This is a genomic window from Rhodococcus sp. OK519 (assembly GCF_003051005.1).
GTDB lineage: Bacteria > Actinomycetota > Actinomycetes > Mycobacteriales > Mycobacteriaceae > Prescottella.
Window position 1 is genome coordinate 109,260 of the sequence record NZ_QAOW01000002.1, and the last position, 20,773, is coordinate 130,032.

Below are 20,773 nucleotides of genomic sequence, written 5' to 3' on the forward strand. Positions count from 1 at the left end.
TCGATCCGAACCGACACCCCAAAATTACGCCGCTTGACTTAAATTGCACAATTGGTTGGCGTGGTGACGTTCGTCCCACCAGCACCCCGAGGCCCGCGGCACGACCGACGGTCACGGCGTAGCGCGGAACGACACGGCACGAGGGGAAACACATTGGGACAGCACAGCGACCGGGTGCGAAACGCACTGCTGGATGCAGCCGAGGAACTGTTCGCCACCGACGGCATCGACGCCGTGTCGAACCGGCGCATCGCCGAACACGCCGGCAACTCCAACCATTCAGCGGTGAGCTACCACTTCGGTGGGCGCGACGAACTCGTGCGGGCACTGCTCGATCGCCACACCTCGTTCGCACGGGCACGACGAGCCGAACTCGTCGCGGAACTCCGCGAGGACGCCCCCATCACCGACCTACTGGCCTGCATGATCCTGCCGTTCACGGACCTCCTGGCAGCGCGTCCCGCGCCCAGTTGGCGGGCACGGTTTCTGCAGCAGTTGCGCACGGTGCCGTCCGTGGCCGCGTCGGTCGCCGAGTCCGTGCGGGCCGATCCGCTCACCGATCAGTTGATCCTCCGGACCCGACAACACTTTTCGACGGTTCCCGACGGGGTGTTCGCCGGACGCGCTCGGATCCTCGGACACGTGACACTCGACGCGTGCGCGGAGTACGAATCGCGCGTCCAGGCCGGGTCCGTCACCGCCGACTGGACGGGACTCGGCTACTTCCTCATCGACTCCGCCGCGGGCATGCTCGGCGCACCTGTCACCCACGCCGGGGACTTCCTCGGGGAGTCGGCTGCGACGTATCTGCTGTAGCGGGACCGGGGACGGCCCCTGCGCCGATTCAAGCGAGCAACTTCTTCTGCACCTTGCCCATCGCGTTGCGCGGCAGTGACTCCACGATCCGCACCTCGCGCGGCCGCTTGTGCACCGACAGCTGCGACGCGACGTGGTCGATGAGCACCTGCTCGTCGACCGCATCGCCGACGACGAACGCCACGATCCGCTGACCGAGGTCGGCGTCGGGCAGTCCGACGACTGCGGCCTCCTTCACACCCGGATGCCCGAGCAGCGCGGTCTCGACCTCGCCGGCACCGATGCGGTACCCGCCGGACTTGATGAGGTCGGTGGACTCGCGTCCGACGATCCGATGGAACCCGCCCTCGTCGATCACTGCAACGTCACCGGTCTTGAACCAGCCGTCGTCGGTCCACGACTCGGCGGTCGCCTCGGGGCGGTTCAGATAGCCGTCGAACAGCGTCGCCCCACGGACCTGCAGGCCGCCGATGCTCTCGCCGTCGTGCGGCACCGGGCCCCCGTGCTCGTCGCGCAGCCGGGTCTCGACGCCACGGACCGGCAGACCCACCCAGCCGGGGCGGCGCTCGCCGTCGACGCGAGTGCTGATCGTCAGCATCGTCTCACTCATGCCGTAGCGCTCGATCGGGGTGAGCCCGGTGAGCTCGCGCAGCCGTTCGAACACCGGCACAGGCAGCGGCGCACTGCCCGACACCAGCAGCCGGGCATCGCTGAGAGCGCGCGCCGACTCCTCGTCCAGGGCGATCCGCGACCACACCGTGGGCACGCCGAAGTACAGCGAACCGCGCGCCGCGGCATACGCCTGCGGTGTGGGCTTGACGGTGTGGATCAGTCGGCTTCCCACACGCAGCGGGCCGAGCACACCGAGGATCAAACCGTGCACATGGAACAGCGGAAGGCCGTGCACCAGAACGTCCTTGGACGTCCACTGCCATGCCTCGGCAAGCGCGTCGATGCCCGCGGCGATCGCGCGGCGGCTGAGCAACACGCCCTTCGGCGGGCCCGTCGTGCCGGACGTGTAGAGCACGAACGCGGTCGACGACGGGTGTGGTTCGGGATGGCTGTGCCAGTCCCGCGAATGTACGCGCACCGGGACCACCGGCAGCGCGGATCCCTCGGGCGCCCGCCCGAGCCATGCCTGGGCGCCGGAATCGGACAGGATGTGATCGAGTTCGGCCGGACCCGAATCCGGCGGAACGGGAACGACGGTGACCCCGGCGAGCAGGCATCCGACGACGGCGATCACCGTCGCGGGTGTCGGATCGGCGAGCACCGCGACCACGCGGGCACCGGCGATGCGCTTGGCCAGCGCCCCGGCGGCCCCGAGGATGTCGGTGCGCGAGAGCGCGGTGTCACCGATCCGGACGGCGTCGGGCATGTCGTCGCCGCGCGCGACGGCGAGGGGGTTCAGCGAACTGAGCAGCACGACGCCCACTGTCTCACAAGCGCCGCGTCAGCCTCGCGTGAGCGTCGAGCGCAGGAAGAACTTCAAGTTCGACGGCCGCTCCGCGAGACGCCGCATGAAGTAGCCGTACCACTGCGCGCCGTACGGAACGTAGACCCGCATCCGGCGGCCCGCATCGACCACCCGCGCCTGCTCGAGATCGCGGATGCCGAACAGCATCTGATGCTCGAAATCGTCCGGACCCCTCCCGGTTTCCCGAATCATCCCGTCGACCACGTCGATGATCGCGGGATCGTGGGTGGCCAGCATCGGGTACCCTTTGCCGCGCATCAGGATCTCGAGGCACCGCAGGTACGACGCGTCGACGTCGTCCCGGGCCCGGTACGCCACCGACTCAGGTTCCCGGTACGCGCCCTTGCACAGCCTGATCCGCGATCCCGGGCCGGCGAGGCCCCGACAGTCTCCCTCGGTGCGGCGCAGGTACGCCTGCAGCACCGTGCCGAGCCACGGGAAGTCGGCCCGCAACTCCCGCACGATCGACAGCGTGGAATCGGTGCGGGAGTGGTCCTCGGCGTCGACGGTCACCCACACGCCGTGCTCGTGCGCCGCCGCGCAGATAGTCCGCGCGTGGTCGAGGGCGATCTTGTCGCCGTCGACCGGCAACCCCTGCCCCAGCGCAGACAGCTTCACCGACACCTCGAGCGGGCGTATCCCGGAGGTGTCGGCGTGCGGCAGTCGTGCGAGTTCGGCGAGCAGTTCGAGATACGCGACGACGGTTTCCCGGGCCTGCCCGACATCGCGAGTGTCCTCGCCGAGGTAGTCGATGCTGACCGACCTGCCCGCGACGAGCAGTGTCGACGTCGCGGCCATCGCATCGGCGAGCGACTCCCCCGCCACGAAGCGGCGGACGATCGACTTGGTGACCGGTGCCCGGGTGACCGCGCTCTTCACCCGCGGCGAGCGCGCCGCAGCGAGGATCGCGGGCCGCAGCGGGTTCGACAGGACACCCGGCGTCATCAGCCGCCGTCCGGGCCCATGTGCGGGTAGCGGTGATCGGTGGGCGGGACGAACGTCTCCTTGATCGTGCGCGCCGACACCCAGCGCAGCAGGTTCAGTGGCGACCCGGCTTTGTCGTCGGTACCCGATGCCCGCGCGCCCCCGAACGGCTGCTGACCCACCACAGCACCGGTCGGCTTGTCGTTCACATAGAAGTTGCCCGCCGCGTATCGCAGTGCGGCCGAGGCCTGTTCGATCGCGGTGCGGTCGGTGGCCACCACCGCACCGGTCAACGCGTACGGGGAGGCTGCGTCGACCGCGGCGAGCACGTCGGCGAACGAGGTCGGTGCGGAATCGTCGTAGACGTGGACCGCGAGGATGGGGCCGAAGTATTCCTTCGACAGCGCCTCGTCCCCCCGATCGTCGACCAGCAGCACCGTGGGACGGACGAAGTACCCGACGCTGTCGTCGTACTTACCGCCCACCACCACCTGTACGCCGTCGGCGCCGCGGGCACGTTCGATCGCCGCGACGCTCTTGTCGTAGGCGCGTCGGTCGATGAGCGCGCCACCGAAGTTCTCGAGATCGCTGACGTCGCCGTAGGTCAGTGCGTCCACCTCGGCGAGGAACTGGTCTTTCATCCCGCTCCATATCGATTTCGGGATGTAGGCGCGCGACGCCGCGGAGCACTTCTGCCCCTGGTACTCGAACGCGCCGCGGATCAGCGCCGTCGACAGCACCGCCGGGTCGGCCGACGGGTGCGCGACGACGAAGTCCTTGCCACCCGTCTCGCCCACCAGTCGCGGATAGCCGCGATACTTTCCGATATTCGCCCCCACCTCGCGCCACAGGTGCTGGAACGTGGCGGTGGACCCCGTGAAATGGATGCCCGCCAGCCGCGGATCGCTCAGTGCCACATCCGATACGGCCAGTCCGTCGCCGGTGAGCAGGTTGATCACACCGGGGGGCAGGCCGGCCGCCTCGAGCAGTCGCATCGTCCGGTACGCGGCGAGCGTCTGGGTGGGCGACGGCTTCCAGATCACCGTGTTTCCCATCAGCGCCGGCGCGGTCGGCAGGTTCCCGGCGATCGCGGTGAAATTGAACGGCGTGATCGCGTAGACGAACCCCTCGAGCGGGCGGTACTCGAGCCGGTTCCACACCCCCGGCGACGACGTGGGTTGCTCGGCGAGGATCCCGCGCGCGAAGTGGACGTTGAACCGCCAGAAGTCGATCAGTTCACACGGCGCGTCGATCTCGGCCTGCTGGACGGACTTGGACTGCCCCAGCATGGTCGCCGCGGCCATCTTCTCCCGCCACGGCCCGGACAGCAGGTCCGCGGCCCGCAGCAGCACCGCGGCACGCTCGTCGAACGGCAACCCGCGCCACGCCGGCGCCGCGGCGGTCGCGGCGTCGATCGCGGCGCGCGCGTCGTCATACGTGGCGTTGGCGTAGGAGCCGAGGATCGCGGAATGCCGGTGTGGTCGAACCACTTCCATCGGTTCGCCGTTGCCGTGGCGGTCTTCGCCGCCGATGATGTGCGGGATCTCGATGGCGGACGAGCATTCCTCGAGGGCCCCGCGAAGGCGTTCGCGTTCGGGACTCCCCGGCGCGTAGGAATGGACCGGCTCGTTGTACGGCGCCGGTACGTGCGTGACGGCATCCATGCTGCCCTCCTCAGCCCGAGCCAAGTGACTGCAACCAAGCTCAGGCTACGCCCGAGACCACCCCGAGCGCCGCGCAACAAGTGCGCTGAGCGTCGGAATCTTCACCCGGCCGGCGCGACAAGTGCGCAAAACGCGGGAACCCGGGCCTCACGCGCGCGACAAGTGCGCAAAACGCGGGAACCCGGGCGTCCGGTGGGGTCAGGACAAGCGCGCTGCCGCCGCGGAGATCCGCTCGTCCGAGGCGGTCAGGGCGATCCGTACGTGCTTCCGCCCACGCGGGCCGTAGAAGTCGCCCGGCGCGACGAGGATGCCGCGGTCGGCGAACCAGTCGACCGTCGCCCGGCAGTCCTCACCGCGAGTGGCCCACAGGTACAGCCCGGCCTCCGAGTTGTCGACCGTGAAGCCCGCACCGCGTACGGCGGCGAGCAGGATCTCGCGGCGCTTGCGGTACCGCTCGCGCTGCTCCTTCTCCTGGTCGTCGTCGGCGAGGGCGGCCGCCATCGCGGCCTGGATCGGCGTCGGCATCATCATGCCGGAGTGCTTGCGCACCTCGAGCAGTTCGGAGATGAGCGCGGGGTCGCCGGCGAGGAAACCGGCCCGGTAGCTGGCCAGGTTCGACGTCTTCGACAGCGAATGGATCGCGATCAGGCCCGTGTGGTCGCCGTCACACACCCGCGGATCGAGGATCGACACCGCGTCGTCCTCCCACGTGAGACCCAGGTAGCACTCGTCGGACGCGACGATCGCCCCGCGCTCACGCGCGAACGCGACCACCTTGCGCAGATGCTCTACGCCGAGCACCTTGCCGGTGGGGTTGGACGGCGAGTTCACGAAGATCAGTGCCGGCTTCTGCGGACCCAGCTGCGCGGTCCCGTCGGCGCGCAGCACGCGCGCACCGGCGAGCAGCGCGCCCACCTCGTACGTCGGGTACGCGACCTCGGGGATGACCACCAGATCGTCGGCGCCGAGACCGAGCAGGCTCGGCAGCCACGCGATGGCCTCCTTGGTGCCGATCACCGGCAGGATCGCGGCCGGATCGACGCCGGTCATGCCGTAGCGCCGGGCCAGCGACGCCGACGTCACCTCACGCAGCTCGTCGGTCCCGTGCGTCGTCGGGTATCCCGGTTCGGCAGAGACCGCCGCCAACGCCTCCCGGATCACCGGTGCGACGGGGTCGACGGGCGTCCCGACGGAGAGGTTGACGATCCCGTCGGGATGCGACTGCGCCTTCTCCTTCGCGGACGCCAGCGAATCCCACGGGAAGTCGGGCAGGGTCTTGGCTACAGCGATGCGCGGCACTGATCTTCCTCGAACTGCTCGTCTTTATTCTTCGCCCATGGGGGGCAGGGCCTTGATGAACGGCGCGTCGTAGTCGACCTTGCCGAGCTTCGCGGCGCCGCCCGGAGAACCGAGATCGTCGAAGAAGTCGACGTTGGCGCTCACATAACCGGTCCACTGGTCCGGCACGTCGTCCTCGTAGAAGATGGCCTCGACGGGACACACAGGCTCACACGCACCGCAGTCCACGCACTCGTCCGGATGGATGTAGAGCATGCGACCACCCTCGTAGATGCAGTCGACCGGGCACTCCTCGATACATGCCTTGTCCATCACATCGACGCACGGTTCGGCAATCGTGTAGGTCACTGCTGCTCGCCCTGCCTTTCTGAGCCGGCGCCGAGGCGCCTTCGACGGCCCGGTCCATCGGGACCCGGCCCCGACAACATCCGGAGTGTCCAGTATGAATCGCGCCCGCCGCGAAGCTTCGGTAAGGGTCACCTCAGCTAGGTGCGGCGGGAGGGACTCCCGTCACACCAGCGGCAGCACCGTCGCAGGCTCGCGCAGTGCATAGCTGGTGGTCCGTTCCCGCGCCGGTCGGCCGATGCCCTCGGCGATGGCCCGCAGTTCCGCGACCGTCTTCTCCGAGCCGTGCTGCGAGCCCGCCATCCGCGAGATCGTCTCCTCCATCAGCGTGCCACCGAGATCGTTCGCACCGCCCTGCAGCATCGCCTGCGTGCCGGCGGTGCCGAGCTTGACCCAGCTGGTCTGGATGTTGCGGATACGCCCGTGCAGCATGATCCGCGCCAGCGCGTGCGCGGCCCGGTTGTCGCGCTGAGTCGGCCCCGGGCGCGACGCGCCGGCCAGGTACAGCGGCGCGCTCTGGTGCACGAACGGCAGCAGCACGAACTCGGTGAACCCACCCGTCCGGTCCTGAATGCCGCGAATCACGTTGAGGTGCCCCACCCAGTGCTTGGGACTGTCGACGTGGCCGTACATCATCGTCGAACTCGAACGCAGGCCCACCTCGTGTGCGGTGGTGACGACGTCGATCCACGCCGACGTCGGCAGCTTGCCCTTCGTCAGCACCCAGCGGACCTCGTCGTCGAGAATCTCCGCGGCCGTCCCGGGGATGGTGTCGAGTCCCGCCTCACGCAGTTCGGTGAGCCAGTCCCGGATGCTCTGACCGCCGCGGGAGGCGCCGTTGACGATCTCCATGGGGCTGAACGCGTGCACGTGCATCGACGGCACCCGGCGCTTGACCGCGCGAACCAGGTCGGCGTACCCGGTGACCGGCAGTTCGGGGTCGATGCCGCCCTGCATGCACACCTCGGTGGCACCCGCGACGTGCGCCTCCCACGCCCGGTCGGCCACTTCCTCCGCGGACAGCGTGAACGCGTCGGCGTCGTTCTTGCGCTGCGCGAACGCGCAGAACCGGCAGCCGGTGTAGCAGATGTTGGTGAAATTGATGTTCCGGTTCACGACATACGTGACGTCGTCGCCGACGGCGTCCCTGCGCAGGGCGTCCGCGAGGGCGACAACCGCCTCGAGACCGTCCCCTTCCGCGGTCGCGAGCGCGAGGTACGCGTCGTCGGACAGACGCGCCGGATCCTGTTCGGCGCTGCGCAGCGCGGCGAGCACGTCGGTGTCCACGCGGGTGGGCGCCGCCCGCCCCAGCTCGAGCACCTGCTCGCGCACCGTCTCCCAGTCACCGAACGCGCTGCCGAGATCGGAGCGCGTCTCGGTGTTGCGGCCGTCGGTGTCGATCTCGGTGTTGAGGTCCACGCGGCCCGACGACACCCACTCCTCGTCCGGTTCCTGCCACGGCAGGCCCGCCGGCTTCACGTCCCGGGCCAACCCGGTGACCGGGTCGGCCAGTGCCCGGACATGCGCCCCGATCCGGGGGTCGATCCACGGATGCCCGGCCAGCACGTACTGCGGCTGCGCGGCCGTCCGCTCGACGAGCGAGTATCCGGCCTCCGCGGTGATCGCGGCGAGCGTGTCCAGGTTCGGCCACGGCCGTTCCGGATTCACGTGATCCGGCGTCAGCGGCGACACGCCACCCCAGTCGTCGACGCCCGCCCCGATCAGCGAGAGACACTCCGCCTCGGACACCAGGTTGGGCGGCGACTGGATCCGCATACCCGGACCCAGCAGCAGGCGCGTGACCGCGATGGTCGCGAGGAACTCCTCGAGGTTCGCGTCGGGCGCGTCACGCATCGCGGTGTCCGGCTTGGCCAGGAAGTTCTGCACGATCACTTCCTGGACGTGCCCGAAGGCCTTGTGCACCTTGCGGATCGCCATGATGGAATCGGCGCGCTCGGCGACAGTCTCGCCGATCCCGACCAGGATGCCGGTCGTGAACGGCACCGACAGCCGGCCCGCGTCGGTGAGCGTGCGCAGCCGCACCTCGGGATCCTTGTCAGGGCTGCCGTAGTGGCACTCCCCCTTGTCGGTGAACAGGCGCTTCGACGTCGTCTCGAGCATCATCCCCATCGACGGGGCGACGGGCTTGAGGCGCGAGATCTCCTCCCAGCTCATGACACCCGGGTTCAGATGCGGCAGCAGGCCGGTCTCCTCGAGCACCCGGATCGACATCGCCCGCACGTAGTCCAGAGTGGAGTCGTAGCCCCGCTCGTCGAGCCACTGCTTCGCCTCGGGCCAACGCTCCTCCGGCCGGTCACCGAGCGTGAACAGCGCCTCCTTGCAACCCAATTCGGCACCCTGTCGGGCGATGTCGAGAATCTCGTCCGGCTCCAGGTACATCCCCTGGCCCTCGGCGCGCAGCTTGCCGGGCACCGTCACGAAGGTGCAGTAGTGGCACTTGTCGCGGCACAGACGCGTGATGGGAACGAAAACCTTGCGCGAGTACGACACCGTCTTCGGCCGGCCCTCGGCGAGCAGACCCGCGTCGCGCACCTTCGCAGCCGACGCACACAGGTCCTCGAGGTCGGCGCCGCGCGCGTGCAGCAGCGTCGTGGCCTCGTCGACGTTCAACGTCGCGCCGTCCCGCGCTCGGCGCAGAACTCGCCGCATCGCACTCGCGGACGGAACTTCGGAGGGAACCGACGGCGTCGGCAGGACCTTGGACCGATCGGTGTCATCGCTCGAGTGACTCACCCGACGATCATGCGCCACGGACCGGCGTCCCTGCCACCGCGGGTCTCACCCGATCCGGCTATCCGCGCGGGTAGTCCTCGTCGTCGGGGACATTTCGCCGCTGCTCCGCCGCATCTGCCTCGTTCACCTCGAGCGGTGTCGCGGCCTCGTCCCGCTCCTCCCGCTCGTCGTCGCTCCGGGCCGGCGTCATCTGTTCCACCAGATCGGCCTCGGGCACATCGGCCGCATCGGACCCCCGGATCTCGCCGGCATCCTTACCGCTGTCGGTTCGCTCCATCACGCGACCACCTCCGTATAGGCAGACTCTCCAGTCACCTCCACCATAGGACGCCGGGCGCCGACTCGGGCAGGATGAGATCGTGAGCCTCCCCCCGGACCCGACGCGTTCCGTGCGAACGGTGACGATGGCCGACCCGCGGTGGCGGCCGAGCACCAAGGCGCCCGGACTGTGGGCCACGACGGCCGCGCTGGTGTGGCTCCCGGTCTTCGTCGCGCAGGTCGTGTGGGCGCTCGTGGACGGACGCGCGACGACGTGGCCACACGTGACGGTGTTCGCGGTGACGCTCGTCGTCGCGCTCGCCGACATCCTGATCGTGCCGCAGTGGCGGTACCGCGTGCACCGCTGGGAGATCAGCGCCGACGCGGTGTACACCCGGACGGGATGGTTCAACCAGGAGCGCCGCATCGCACCGATCACCCGGATCCAGACAGTCGACACCGAACGCGGACCGCTCGATCGACTGTTCGGCCTCGCGACAGTCACCGTGACGACGGCGTCGTCGGCGGGCGCCGTGAAGATCACCGCACTGGATCTCGACGTCGCGGACCGCACCGTCGAGCAACTCACCGCCATCGCCGCCCGTAACGCCGGGGACGCGACGTGAGTGTGCCCGTCGAGAAGGCCGGGGACGCCGCCCTCGCTGCCGAGGAGGAGCAGCCGTGGCTGCGTCTCGACAGGCGGATGCTGCTGGTCCACCCCGTCAACGAGGTCGTCAAGCTCCTCCCGGTGATCGCGGTGTCGTGGATTGTCGGCAGTTCCAGCGGCAATCACTACTGGGGACTGATCGCGGTCGCCGCGCTCGTCGCATACGGCGTGCTGCGCTGGTTCACCACGACGTACCGGATCGGTCCGGTGCACGTCCAGCTGCGTCGGGGCGTGTTCCAGAAGAAGGTGCTGTCGGTCCCCCGCAACCGGATCAGGTCCGTCGACGTCGAGGCGCGGGTGCTGCACCGACTGCTCGGGCTGGCCGTGCTGCGGATCGGCACCGGACGACAGACCGGACGCGGCGAGGAGAGGTTCGAGCTCGACGCGCTCGACGCCGCGCTCGTCCCGGGCCTGCGCGAGGCGCTGTTGTCGGGCCACCGGCCGAATCAGCTGACGGCGGACGTCGAGGCCCAGCCGAACGTCGATCCGGTCGGCATCGAGATCGGGCACTGGTCGCCGGCATGGGTGCGGTACGCGCCGTTCTCCGTCACCGGGCTGATCGCGATCGGCGCACTCGTCGGCATCGTGTTCCAGTACGGCCTCGCCGAACGGATCGCGCGCTCCCCGGCACTGGAGGAAGGCTTCGAATCGGCCGAACAGGCGGGCACGCTGGTCCTCGCGGTACTCGGCCTGATCGCGCTGGTGGTCCTGTTCGTCGTCGCCAGCGCCCTCGCCTGCGTGCGCTACCTCGTCGTCTACGGCCGGATGACCGTGAACGACAGCGGCCGCACGCTTCACGTCAGTCACGGTCTACTGCGCACCCGACAGACCACGCTGGACCGGCAGCGGCTGCGGGGCACCACGCTCAAGGAACCGCTACTGCTGCGACTGGCGGGCGGCGCGTCCCTCGACGCGATCATGACAGGTGTGTCCGCCGAGCACAGGGAGTCGTCGCTGCTGCTGCCGCAGGGCCCCCGGTCCGAGGCCACACGCGTGATGGCCACCGTGCTCGGGGACGGCCGCCAGGCAGCGACACCGCTCGTCGAGCACGGCCCTGCCGCACGGCGACGCCGCTACACGCGCGCACTGTGGCCGATGGTCCTCGCGGCGGGTGTCGCAGCGGGCCTGACCCTCGCGGGCAGGCACGTGCCGTGGCCCGTGTGGACGGGCGTCGTTCTACTGGCCGTCGCCGGCGCCGGTCTGGCGTGGGACCGCTACCGCGGCCTCGGGCACGCCGTCCTGCCCGGATGGCTGATCACCCGCAGCGGCTCACTCGACCGCCGCCGCGACAGCCTCGAATCCGCCGGCATCATCGGCTGGACCGTGCGTCAGACGTTCTTCCAGCGACGCGCCGGGGTCGCCACAGTGATCGCCGCGACGCCCGCGGGCACCGGTCGGTACGTGGTGCACGATCTCCCTGCCGACCGGGCATGGGCCCTCGTCGACGCCGTCACCCCCGGCGCCGGGGACATCTGGCTGCGCACTCAGCCCTGAGCGCGCGCCACCAGCGACGCGAGACGGACCTGGAACAGGTACAGGCCCGCCGGGAGCAGCGCAGCGACGAACAGCAGCAGCGTGCGCCAGTCCTCGAACACCAGCACGTCGCCGCCCGGACCACCGATCACACAGAGACCGAAACCGAACAGCCAACCGAACAACGGCAGCGCGGCCGGCAGCGCCCGATCGGTGAACTTGCGGGCCCCGAGCACGAGCAGCAGGTTCACCACCGCCGCGATCAGCGCGGTGACGGGGAACGGCGTCGTTCCGATGTAGGCCGGCAGGAACAACACCGACAGCACCGCACAGAGGAAGCCGTCGAAGGTGAGCAGGGCGAGTGTCGTGCGCGCCTCGGTGGGCGAGGCGGGCGGTTCGACGGCGATGCTCGGGGCGGTCATGACTTCGATGTTCCGTCATCGGCACCGTCGGTACGACGGCGGGGTCCGGTCACGGCACCGGTGGATACCCCATCGCCGTCAGCAGGTCGCTCATCTGATGCGCGAACGCGTGCAGCGAGCCTATGTAGAGGTCGTGGAAGTACGGCGCCATGGGCCGCAGACTTTCCACGAACGCCGTGATCGCATTCTGGAGTTCCCAGTTGTACATCTGCCGCGACCTCCCGTTCGTCAGGGGCGGGTGCCGACGCACGGACCCCCACGAACGTGGCGTGGATCACAGCATACGGGGGTCCGTCAGGAGATCCCGGCGAACAGATCCTTCTCACGTCCGTCCGGTCCGACCGGACCCGCGGCGCCCCGGACCAGCGCATAGTGCTCGACGGTGAGGATCGGCTGGACGACGTCGTTCGACAGCGCGAACTCGGTGCCCGACGGCGCGATGGTCACCTGCGTCGCGTGTGCCCGGAACGCGGCACGCTTGGCGTCGAGCACGGGCGCGACGTCCACCGCCGCGGTGACGGTCGCGTCGGACACGGTCGGAAGCTCACCCGGCTCGGGCATCCGCCATCCGGCAGGCACCTCGGCGATCGCGGCGACGCCCGCCTCGAGCGCGGACCGCTCGGTGACGGTCCAGTACAACTTCGCGACGTCCCAGGGCGCGCCGGCGTCGGGGAACGCGTCGGTGCCGGCCGCCTCGACGGCGTCCGTCGTGAACCGGTGCACCTGAACATGATCGGGGTGGCCGTAGCCACCGACCGGGTCGTACGTGACCACCACGTGCGGACGTAGTTCCCGGATCGCCGCGACGAGCGCGCCGACGGCCTCGTCCGGATCGGCGTTGACGAACGCGCGAGGGTTCCGCGCCGAGGGGGTCCCCGCCATGCCCGAATCCCGCCAGCGGCCGGCGCCACCGAGGAACCGCGGACCCGACGCGCCCAACGCCTGCAGCGCCCGGGTGAGCTCCAGGATCCGGAAGCCGCCCAGCTGATCGGCTTCGCCCGCGACGAGCCCGGCCCACCGCTCGCCGATGACCTCGCCTTCCTCGCCGAGGGTGCAGGTCAGCACCGTCACCTCGGCGCCGTCCGCCGTGCACCGGGCGATGGTGCCGCCCGTGGTGAGGGTTTCGTCGTCGGGGTGCGCATGCACGAACAGGATGCGTCGGCCGTTCATCTCACTCACTCACTTCGTCGTGCGGGTCCACACTCCGGCGTCACCGAAGATGCCGACCGGGACCGGCCCGGTCAGCGACACGCCGTCGACGCCCGGCCCGGCCACGACGATCGCGTTGTCCTGGAGGACCGGCAGCACCGCCGCCAGTTCCCACAGCTTGGGCTCCGCGTCCGCGATCACGTGGGCGGGATCGTCCAGACCGCGCAGCGCCGCGTCGATCGCAGGCTGCAGGCTCGGATCACACAGACCGGACAGATTGCTGGGCGACCGCGGGGACGGAGCCGACGTGGCCCCCGGTGTCGCGGTCGGAGCCGGGGTCGTAGTAGCCGACTCCTCGTCGGGGCCGGTGTCCGACGACGCGCTGAGCGGCAGGCAACCGAATCGGGATGCCAACGACGTCGCCGGATCCGATCCGGCACGCTCCCAGCCGACGACCGCGTCGACGGAGCCCGACGTGAGCGCCTCGCCGTACAGGTCTTCGGCCTTCATCGGACGCACCGACGCCGCGATACCCGCGCCGCGCCACTGGTCGGCCACGGTGTTGGCGACCGCGATCGCGATGTCGTCGTTCTCCGGTGCGCCGAGAACCAGGGTCAACTGCTCGTTGTCGCGCACCATCCGACCGATGGTCACCACCTCGGGATCGTCACCCTCGGTGAGATTCGGAACCGATTGGAAGCCGACGCTCGCGAGCAGTCCGGTCGCCTGTTCCCGGCTCGGGACCGGGGGCGCCGTCGGCGCGTACCCCGGATCGGACGGTGCCAGCACCTGCGCCCGCGCCGGCGTGGCCGACGATTCGCTGCCCGCCCCCACCGTCGCCAGCAGATTCGGATCGAGGAGCCCGAGCAAACCCTTCCGGACGCCCGCCTCGGCCAGCTCGGGAACCCGGCCGTTGAGGGTCACGGACAGCACGCGGGGCTGCAACTCTGTTCCGGTTCGCACGCCCGGAATCACCGACAGCTGTCCGAGGGTGGCGGCGCCGCCGTGCACCCGGGCCACCTGGGCGTCACCGGATCGGATCGAATCGGCCAGCTGGGCCGGCGAGCCGCCGCGGCGCATCAGGATCTGGTCCGCCTTGGCGGGCGTGCCCCAGAATCGGTCGTTGCGCTCGAGCACGATCTCGTCGCGACCGCGATCCACCGACTTGATGTGGAACTGCGCGCCCGAGACCGGGATGTTGTCGCCGAGCCCGCGGGCGAAGCCGCCCGGCGTGTCCTTGACGAGGTGCGAGGGAAGGAGATCCGTGAACAGTTCGCGCCACGCGGGGTATGCGGCAGCGAGTGTGACGGTGACGGTCTTGCCGCCCCCGGACGACTCGACATCGGCAACGAGTCCGTAGCCGGCCGGATCCACGACACCCGGCTGGGTGATCATCTGCTGCCACAGGTAGCGGAAGTCCTCCGCGGCAATCGGAGCGCCGTCCGACCACTGGGCCTCGTTGCGCAACTGGTACTTGATCGTGGTGGGCGCCTCCACCGGGAGGGCGGTCGCGGACACCAGCACGGAGGCGTCCGGCACCCACTGGGTCGCGCCGGGCCGCGCCGGATCCGAGACCGGACGGAACGGGCTGGGCAATACCAGGGCGCTGACCGCGGAATTCACGGGCGACTGGTCCGCCAGAAGATGCGGGTTGAATCCGATGCCCACGTCGTCGATCGCAACGGCGACAGTGTTCTTGGTGGGAACCGCGGTCGTCGGCTTGGGGCTGTCGGTGCTCTCGACCGGCGGCGGCGGGTTCGCGGTGCAGGCCGTGAGGGCCAGCAGCGAGGCCGCGGCGGCGGCCCCGAATACCTGTCGGCTCGACATCGATCGACCGAGTGCACGGAAAGATCCGCGCCGTACGTGCGCCACTACCGGTCCTCCCCTCCGCGAGCGGCTCCCCCGCCCGTGCGCGTTGCGCGAGTGTTCAGACTCGCACAACGCGCACGGAACGCGTCACGCACTTACAGTGCGGCCTTGTCACGCGACTTCGCACGCGAGCGCTCGCGCGCGCGGTCGGTCTGCGACAGGTGCAGCTTGCGCACGCGGATCGCCTCAGGAGTGACCTCGACGCACTCGTCGACGGCACAGAACTCCATCGCGGCCTCGAGCGTGAGCTCGATCGGCTTGGCGAGCGTCTCGGTGACGTCGGCGTTCGCCGAGCGCATGTTGGTGAGCTTCTTCTCCTTGGTGACATTGATGTCGAGGTCCTCGGCGCGCGGGTTGATACCCACGACCATGCCCTCGTACGTGTCGGCACCCGGGTCGACGAAGAACGTGCCACGATCCGACAGCTGGATCATCGCGAACGGAGTCACCGATCCGGTCCGGTCGGAGACGAGCGAGCCGGTGTGGCGGGCGCGGATCTCGCCGGCCCACGGCCCGTAGCCGTGCGAGACGGCGTTGGCGATGCCGGTGCCGCGGGTCTCGGTGAGGAAGTCGGTACGGAAACCGATCAGGCCACGCGACGGAACGATGAACTCCATACGGACCCAGCCGGTGCCGTGGTTCGTCATCTGGACCATCTTGCCCTTGCGGTTGGCCAGCAGCTGCGTGATCGCGCCGAGGTGCTCCTCGGGGGTGTCGATCGTCAGCTCTTCGAACGGCTCGTGCAGCTTGCCGTCGACGTGCTTGGTGACCACCTGCGGCTTGCCGACCGTGAGCTCGAAGCCCTCACGGCGCATCTGCTCGACGAGGATCGCCAAGGCCAGCTCACCACGACCCTGCACCTCCCACGCGTCGGGACGGCCGATGTCGAGCACGCGCAGCGACACGTTGCCGACCAGCTCGGAATCGAGGCGGGCCTTGACCATGCGGGAGGTCAGCTTGTGGCCCTTCACGCGACCCACGAGCGGGGACGTGTTGGTGCCGATGACGACGGAGATCGCGGGCTCGTCGACGGTGATCGTCGGCATGGCGACCGGGTTCTCGATGTCGGCGAGGGTGTCACCGATCATGATCTCGGGGATACCGGCGACGGCGACGATGTCACCGGCGACGGCGAACTCGCCGGGCTCGCGGCTGACGCCGACCGTCTTGAGCAGTTCGGTGATCTTGATGTTCTTGACACCGTCGGAGTGCATCCACGCGACGGTCTGGCCCTTGCGGAGCTCGCCGTTGTGAATACGAACCAGCGCGAGGCGGCCGAGGAAGTCGGACGCGTCGAGGTTGGTGACGTGCGCCTGCAGCGGTGCAGCCGAATCACCCTTCGGGGCCGGCACGTGCTCCATGAGGACGTCGAACAGGACGTCGAGGTTCTCGGTGTCGGGAGCGTGGCCGTCCTCCGGCTGGTTCATCGACGCCTTGCCCTCGCGGCCCGACGCGTACAGGACGGGCAGGTCGAGGAGCGCCTCGGCGGCCGCGGCGGCCTCGTCGTCCAGATCGGAGGCCAGGTCGAGGAGCAGGTCCTGCGACTCGGTGACGACCTCGTCGATGCGGGCGTCGGGGCGGTCCGTCTTGTTCACGACGATGATGACCGGAAGCGACGCGGACAGCGCCTTGCGCAGCACGAAGCGGGTCTGCGGCAGCGGGCCCTCGGAGGCGTCGACGAGCAGGACGACACCGTCGACCATCGACAGGCCGCGTTCGACCTCGCCACCGAAATCGGCGTGGCCGGGGGTGTCGATGACGTTGATGACGGTGACCGTGCCGTCGGCGTTGTGGCGATGAACAGCGGTGTTCTTCGCGAGGATGGTGATGCCCTTCTCGCGTTCGAGGTCACCGGAGTCCATGACGCGGTCGACCAGCTCGGCGCGCTCGGCGAAGGCGCCGGACTGGCGCAGCATGGCGTCGACGAGGGTGGTCTTGCCATGGTCGACGTGCGCGACGATGGCGACGTTACGGAAATTGGTGGTGCTCACGCGGGGCGTTCTCCTGGCTGCTGACGGGGCCACACGAATTTGGGGTCGCACGGCTTCTGGCTGCCGCTACGCGCATGCGTGAATCCCATTCGCGATCCCCCGAACAGCGGAACGCACTGAACGTCGTACGAAGTACTACGACACGTGCACCGAAGGAGGGACTGCGGCCAGCGAATACCCTACCCGCTCGCCATGGCGCAGTCCGCATCGCCCACCCCGATCAACGCCTGTGACCAGGCAATAGTGATATGCACCACTACCTGGCCGCCTGCATGAAAGCCGCATGAGGTTACGCTAACTCCGTGGGGTGGCGATCCGGGCGCCGCACGCGGGAGGAAGGCCGGGCACACGCATGGGCAAGGGGAAGGTGAAGGCCAGCAAGGTCTCTGGCCTCAAGCCCAAGAAGAAGTGCTGCCGAAAGAAGACCCGGTGCCTCAAGTGCCCGGTCGTGATCATGCGCATGAAGAAGCTCGAGAACGAGGGCGCGAGCAAGAAGGAACTGAAGAAGGGCCTCAAGAAGGCGCGCGCCGCCTGAGGGGCCGAGTCACTCGCCGAGCAGAACCGACAGCTCCGGCAACCAGCCGCGATCGTTGCCGACGAGCGCGATCTCGCGTAGCTCCCCCGCATCGACCCAGCGCAGCGCCGCGTGATCGAGCGCCTGCGGCGTCCCGCTGATCAGTTCGGCACGATAGGCGCGCAGCACCAGACCGTCGTGCAACGGAACGTCTGCGCCGATCCGCTCCCCCGCGACCACCTCGACGCCCAGCTCCTCACGGAGCTCGCGCCGCACCGCGTCGGCCGGTGATTCACCGGGCTCGACCTTGCCCCCGGGCAACTCCCACAGCCCGGCGAGCTCCACCGGCCTGGTCCGCTGCGCGAGGAGCAGCCGCCCGTCGCGAATCACCGCGGCCGCGACCACCTCGCGTGCGCCGCTCATTGCGGTCCCCCTGCCACGGCACCATCATGAGGTATGGCCGAGTTGCTGTCCGACACAGAGATCGACTCCGCGCTCGCGACGCTTTCCACCTGGCGGCGTGACGGGGACGCGCTGGTCCGCACCGTCGAATCCGCCACCTTTCCTGCCGCGATCACGTTGGTGGATCGCGTCGCGGAGGCCGCGGAATCGATGAACCACCATCCCGACATGGACATCCGCTGGCGGAAGGTGACGTTCACCCTGGCCACGCACTCCGCCGGCGGACTCACGTCGCTGGATCTGGAGCTGGCTCATCGGATCGACGAGCTGGCAGGCCCTGCGTGACGCGGTGCCGACGACCGGCGTAGGCGACCCACACGAAAACGATCAGGGCGCCGACGACGTTGACCGTCCCGGCCCACGCCAGGCCGCCCGGACGGGAGATGGCCTCGTCCTCGATCTGCTCGAGGACCCACGGCACACCGATGACCGTGACCACGAGCCACCCCGCCGCGACGATCCGTGTTCCGAGCAGACTCCGGTACGGGCCGTGCACCAGCCACACCAGCATCGGGAGCACCCACACCCAGTGGTGGACCCACGAGATCGGGGACACCAGTAGTCCGAAGAGTTGGACGAGCACCAGCGTGCCCAGCCGGTCGTCCCGCGCGAGTGCGCGCCACGCGACGAACGCGAGAGCGGCTGCGACGACGACAGCCGCGATCCACACCGCACCGGATTCGACGTCGTGGCCGGCGAGGCGGCTCAGTGCCCCGCGCAGCGACTGATTCCACGCCGACCCGACCGGTCCGATCCGGTCGGCGTCCCCGAACTTGGACGAGAAGTAGTCACGTGCCTGCTCGCCGATCACGAGGTAGCTGACGGCGACCGTGCCGAAGAAGGCGACAGCGGAGAACACCGCGGCGCGCCAGCGTCGTTGCGCGACGAAGTACAGGCCGGTCACCGCCGGGGTCAGCTTGATGCCCGCGAGGACGCCGACGATGCCGCCGGACACCCACCATCGGGTGCTGCGGACGGCGAGCATCGCCCCCAGCACCAGGAAGACGTTGACCTGCCCGTAGTCCAGCGTCGTCCGCACCGGTTCGGTCCAGACCCCGATCGCCGTCCACGCCGCGGCGACGTACTGCCAGTGGCGGTCGCGGGCGGCGTCGCCGAGCAGCAACTCCAGGCTGATCCGAATGACCCAGAACAGCGCCAGAACGGTGCCCAGTTGCCAGCAGAACCCCACGAGCCCGAAGGGCACGTAGTGCAGCGGCAGGAAGACGAGCGCCGCGAACGGCGGGTAGGTGAACGGGAGCGGGAACTCGGGCGTCTCCTCGGAGTACGTGAAGCCGTACAGGTCGCCGCGCAGCAGCGCCGCCGAGCCGTCGACGTAGACGTGCAGGTCGACGAAGTTCGCGCCGTTGGACGTCAGGTAGGTCCACAGCAGTCGGGCGAGAACCGACAGGGCGAGGAGCAACGGCGCCCACCGGAGAAGTCCGCGCTCGGCGGCAAACGCGCGCGGCCACCGGGCGGCGCGGGAAAGCTGGGACACTGGCTGGCGCTCTCCATCGTGAACTGGCAGGACGCACCCAGTGTGGCGCGGCAGCGGGAAGGACCAGGTGTGGCGTCAGCCTAACCCGCCACCCTGATGGGCCGAAAATACCTTGCTCATCCGTAACAGTTGCATCAAGGTTCACATTTTCCGCATTCGTCACAGATATTGTCACCAGGCGATGGCAGTTGCGTCACAGCTTGCATAGACTCCGCTGGGTCGCGGATCACGAATGCGACGTGCAGAACAGTCTGTACACATCGGGGGGTCGATCCATAGAGTGACCCGCGACGCACGACCCGCGACCACGAAGGACGTGGGTGCCCACGCGGCAGACCGACGCTGCACCGCATGCGTCTGAACGACAAGGATGGGGAAACGTGATTCGTAACCGAGGAATGCGACGAGCAATTACTGCCTGCGCAGTCGCGGCCGCCGCTGCGCTCGCTGTTCCGGCCAACGCGGCCGCACAGCCGACGCCTCCCGGGCTCCCCGAGGGCGTCTCCATCGACGCGTTGACGTCGCTCGCTCCGGCCATCCTGGGCGCCGCAGCGGCCCCCGCGGACATGCAGGACATCGACGCCAAGAACGACCTGCTGGCGCAGGCCCGCATCCTGCTCGAGGGCGCGAACCTGCCGCCCGAACTGAAGTCGACGCTCGAGCGCGTGATCACGTTCCTCGACGGCAGTGGCGGCGGCGGCCCGGAGATCCCCCAGGACGGACCGGTCATCGCGCAGTTCCTGTACCCGACCGTGGGCAAGGGCTGCATCGCTCCGTCGAGCGACTCGGTCGGCACCGCGCTCGCGGTTCCCGGTCCGGCTCACCTCCCCCCGCCGGGACCGGCCGCCGGCCAGGCAGGTTTCGTGTTCACCGCGCTCGGCACCGAGAAGGCCGCCCAGAACCAGGGCATGACGGTGTCGTGGATCAACGTCGACAACGGTCGCCGTGAGACGCAGAACCTCACCACCGAGGCGCGCATCAACCCGGACGGCCCCGCAACACTGTCGGTGATCGCGAACACCGGCCCGGGTCGCGTACTGGCGGTCATCTCGGGCGACCTCACCACCGAGCCCGAGGGCTCCGCACCGATCACGTGCAGCTTCCTGCCGACGGTCGGAATGTTCACCGTCGCGTAGTTCGCCCGTTCCACAGTGAAGGCCCCACCGATCCGGTGGGGCCTTCACTGTTCACGGA

At 69.3% G+C, this 20,773-nt stretch carries 20 protein-coding genes; 6 read left to right on the forward strand and 14 right to left on the reverse strand.

Annotated features, from left to right (window positions below; translation table 11 throughout):
- Positions 1-174: 174 nt before the first annotated feature.
- Positions 175-816 (forward strand): TetR/AcrR family transcriptional regulator, encoded by a 642-nt coding sequence (locus tag C8K36_RS07815; protein WP_258195314.1) that lies wholly within the window; start codon positions 175-177, stop codon positions 814-816.
- Positions 817-844: 28 nt separating this feature from the next.
- On the opposite strand, the gene C8K36_RS07820 is transcribed toward C8K36_RS07815, so the two are convergent.
- From C8K36_RS07820 to C8K36_RS07850, 7 genes are all read right to left on the reverse strand, one after another.
- Positions 845-2,242, reverse strand: a complete 1,398-nt coding sequence (locus C8K36_RS07820) for an acyl-CoA synthetase (protein ID WP_107984303.1) — start codon at positions 2,240-2,242, stop codon at positions 845-847.
- Between the two features lie 27 nt (positions 2,243-2,269).
- A complete protein-coding gene (locus C8K36_RS07825; RefSeq protein ID WP_107983918.1) occupies positions 2,270-3,238 on the reverse strand; it encodes a proline dehydrogenase family protein in 969 nt (322 codons plus the stop codon).
- The gene (gene pruA / locus C8K36_RS07830) at positions 3,238-4,881 is read right to left on the reverse strand and encodes an L-glutamate gamma-semialdehyde dehydrogenase (RefSeq protein ID WP_107983919.1); all 1,644 of its coding nucleotides are present in this window, start codon (positions 4,879-4,881) and stop codon (positions 3,238-3,240) included. The genes C8K36_RS07825 and pruA overlap by 1 nt, the downstream gene beginning before the upstream one ends.
- Before the next feature lie 198 nt (positions 4,882-5,079).
- Positions 5,080-6,180: a succinyldiaminopimelate transaminase gene (gene dapC, locus C8K36_RS07835; protein ID WP_107983920.1), complete on the reverse strand. Its 1,101-nt coding sequence runs from the start codon at positions 6,178-6,180 to the stop codon at positions 5,080-5,082.
- Positions 6,181-6,204: 24 nt separating this feature from the next.
- Complete coding sequence (gene fdxA / locus C8K36_RS07840) at positions 6,205-6,528, reverse strand: ferredoxin (protein WP_107983921.1); 324 nt, start codon at positions 6,526-6,528, stop codon at positions 6,205-6,207.
- A 162-nt stretch (positions 6,529-6,690) separates the two neighbouring features.
- Positions 6,691-9,297 (reverse strand): bifunctional FO biosynthesis protein CofGH, encoded by a 2,607-nt coding sequence (locus C8K36_RS07845; protein ID WP_107983922.1) that lies wholly within the window; start codon positions 9,295-9,297, stop codon positions 6,691-6,693.
- Positions 9,298-9,337: 40 nt separating this feature from the next.
- The gene (locus tag C8K36_RS07850; RefSeq protein WP_258195357.1) at positions 9,338-9,556 is read right to left on the reverse strand and encodes a hypothetical protein; all 219 of its coding nucleotides are present in this window, start codon (positions 9,554-9,556) and stop codon (positions 9,338-9,340) included.
- A 127-nt stretch (positions 9,557-9,683) separates the two neighbouring features.
- On the opposite strand from C8K36_RS07850, the gene C8K36_RS07855 reads away from it, so the two are divergent.
- Positions 9,684-10,163, forward strand: coding sequence for a PH domain-containing protein (locus tag C8K36_RS07855; protein ID WP_107984305.1), 480 nt, complete (start codon positions 9,684-9,686; stop codon positions 10,161-10,163).
- Entirely contained in the window at positions 10,160-11,698 is a 1,539-nt protein-coding gene (locus C8K36_RS07860; protein ID WP_107983923.1) for a PH domain-containing protein, read from the forward strand. Before C8K36_RS07855 ends, C8K36_RS07860 begins: the two co-directional genes overlap by 4 nt.
- Here the strand turns inward: C8K36_RS07860 and C8K36_RS07865 are convergent.
- The 5 genes from C8K36_RS07865 to typA form a co-directional block, all read right to left on the reverse strand.
- Positions 11,689-12,099, reverse strand: a complete 411-nt coding sequence (locus tag C8K36_RS07865; protein ID WP_107983924.1) for a hypothetical protein — start codon at positions 12,097-12,099, stop codon at positions 11,689-11,691. The two genes, C8K36_RS07860 and C8K36_RS07865, sit on opposite strands and share 10 nt — an antisense overlap.
- Before the next feature lie 49 nt (positions 12,100-12,148).
- Positions 12,149-12,307, reverse strand: coding sequence for a hypothetical protein (locus C8K36_RS24715; RefSeq protein WP_181319466.1), 159 nt, complete (start codon positions 12,305-12,307; stop codon positions 12,149-12,151).
- Positions 12,308-12,393: 86 nt separating this feature from the next.
- Positions 12,394-13,269 (reverse strand): N-acetyl-1-D-myo-inositol-2-amino-2-deoxy-alpha-D-glucopyranoside deacetylase, encoded by an 876-nt coding sequence (gene mshB, locus C8K36_RS07870; protein ID WP_107984306.1) that lies wholly within the window; start codon positions 13,267-13,269, stop codon positions 12,394-12,396.
- Between the two features lie 9 nt (positions 13,270-13,278).
- Positions 13,279-15,075: an ABC transporter family substrate-binding protein gene (locus C8K36_RS07875; RefSeq protein WP_107983925.1), complete on the reverse strand. Its 1,797-nt coding sequence runs from the start codon at positions 15,073-15,075 to the stop codon at positions 13,279-13,281.
- A gap of 137 nt (positions 15,076-15,212) precedes the next feature.
- Positions 15,213-17,108 carry a translational GTPase TypA gene (gene typA, locus C8K36_RS07880; protein ID WP_107983926.1) on the reverse strand — a complete coding sequence of 632 codons (1,896 nt, stop codon included), beginning with the start codon at positions 17,106-17,108 and terminating at the stop codon, positions 15,213-15,215.
- A gap of 352 nt (positions 17,109-17,460) precedes the next feature.
- On the opposite strand from typA, the gene C8K36_RS07885 reads away from it, so the two are divergent.
- Positions 17,461-17,643, forward strand: a complete 183-nt coding sequence (locus tag C8K36_RS07885) for a hypothetical protein (RefSeq protein WP_107983927.1) — start codon at positions 17,461-17,463, stop codon at positions 17,641-17,643.
- A 9-nt stretch (positions 17,644-17,652) separates the two neighbouring features.
- On the opposite strand, the gene C8K36_RS07890 is transcribed toward C8K36_RS07885, so the two are convergent.
- On the reverse strand, positions 17,653-18,045 hold the full coding sequence (locus tag C8K36_RS07890) for a (deoxy)nucleoside triphosphate pyrophosphohydrolase (RefSeq protein WP_107983928.1): 393 nt from the start codon (positions 18,043-18,045) through the stop codon (positions 17,653-17,655).
- A 33-nt stretch (positions 18,046-18,078) separates the two neighbouring features.
- On the opposite strand from C8K36_RS07890, the gene C8K36_RS07895 reads away from it, so the two are divergent.
- Complete coding sequence (locus C8K36_RS07895; RefSeq protein WP_107983929.1) at positions 18,079-18,369, forward strand: 4a-hydroxytetrahydrobiopterin dehydratase; 291 nt, start codon at positions 18,079-18,081, stop codon at positions 18,367-18,369.
- On the opposite strand, the gene C8K36_RS07900 is transcribed toward C8K36_RS07895, so the two are convergent.
- Positions 18,311-19,579, reverse strand: a complete 1,269-nt coding sequence (locus C8K36_RS07900; RefSeq protein ID WP_107983930.1) for a mannosyltransferase — start codon at positions 19,577-19,579, stop codon at positions 18,311-18,313. The two genes, C8K36_RS07895 and C8K36_RS07900, sit on opposite strands and share 59 nt — an antisense overlap.
- A gap of 398 nt (positions 19,580-19,977) precedes the next feature.
- Here C8K36_RS07900 and C8K36_RS07905 point away from each other — a divergent pair, with 398 nt between their 5' ends.
- Positions 19,978-20,715 carry a hypothetical protein gene (locus C8K36_RS07905; RefSeq protein ID WP_107983931.1) on the forward strand — a complete coding sequence of 246 codons (738 nt, stop codon included), beginning with the start codon at positions 19,978-19,980 and terminating at the stop codon, positions 20,713-20,715.
- Positions 20,716-20,773 lie beyond the last annotated feature (58 nt).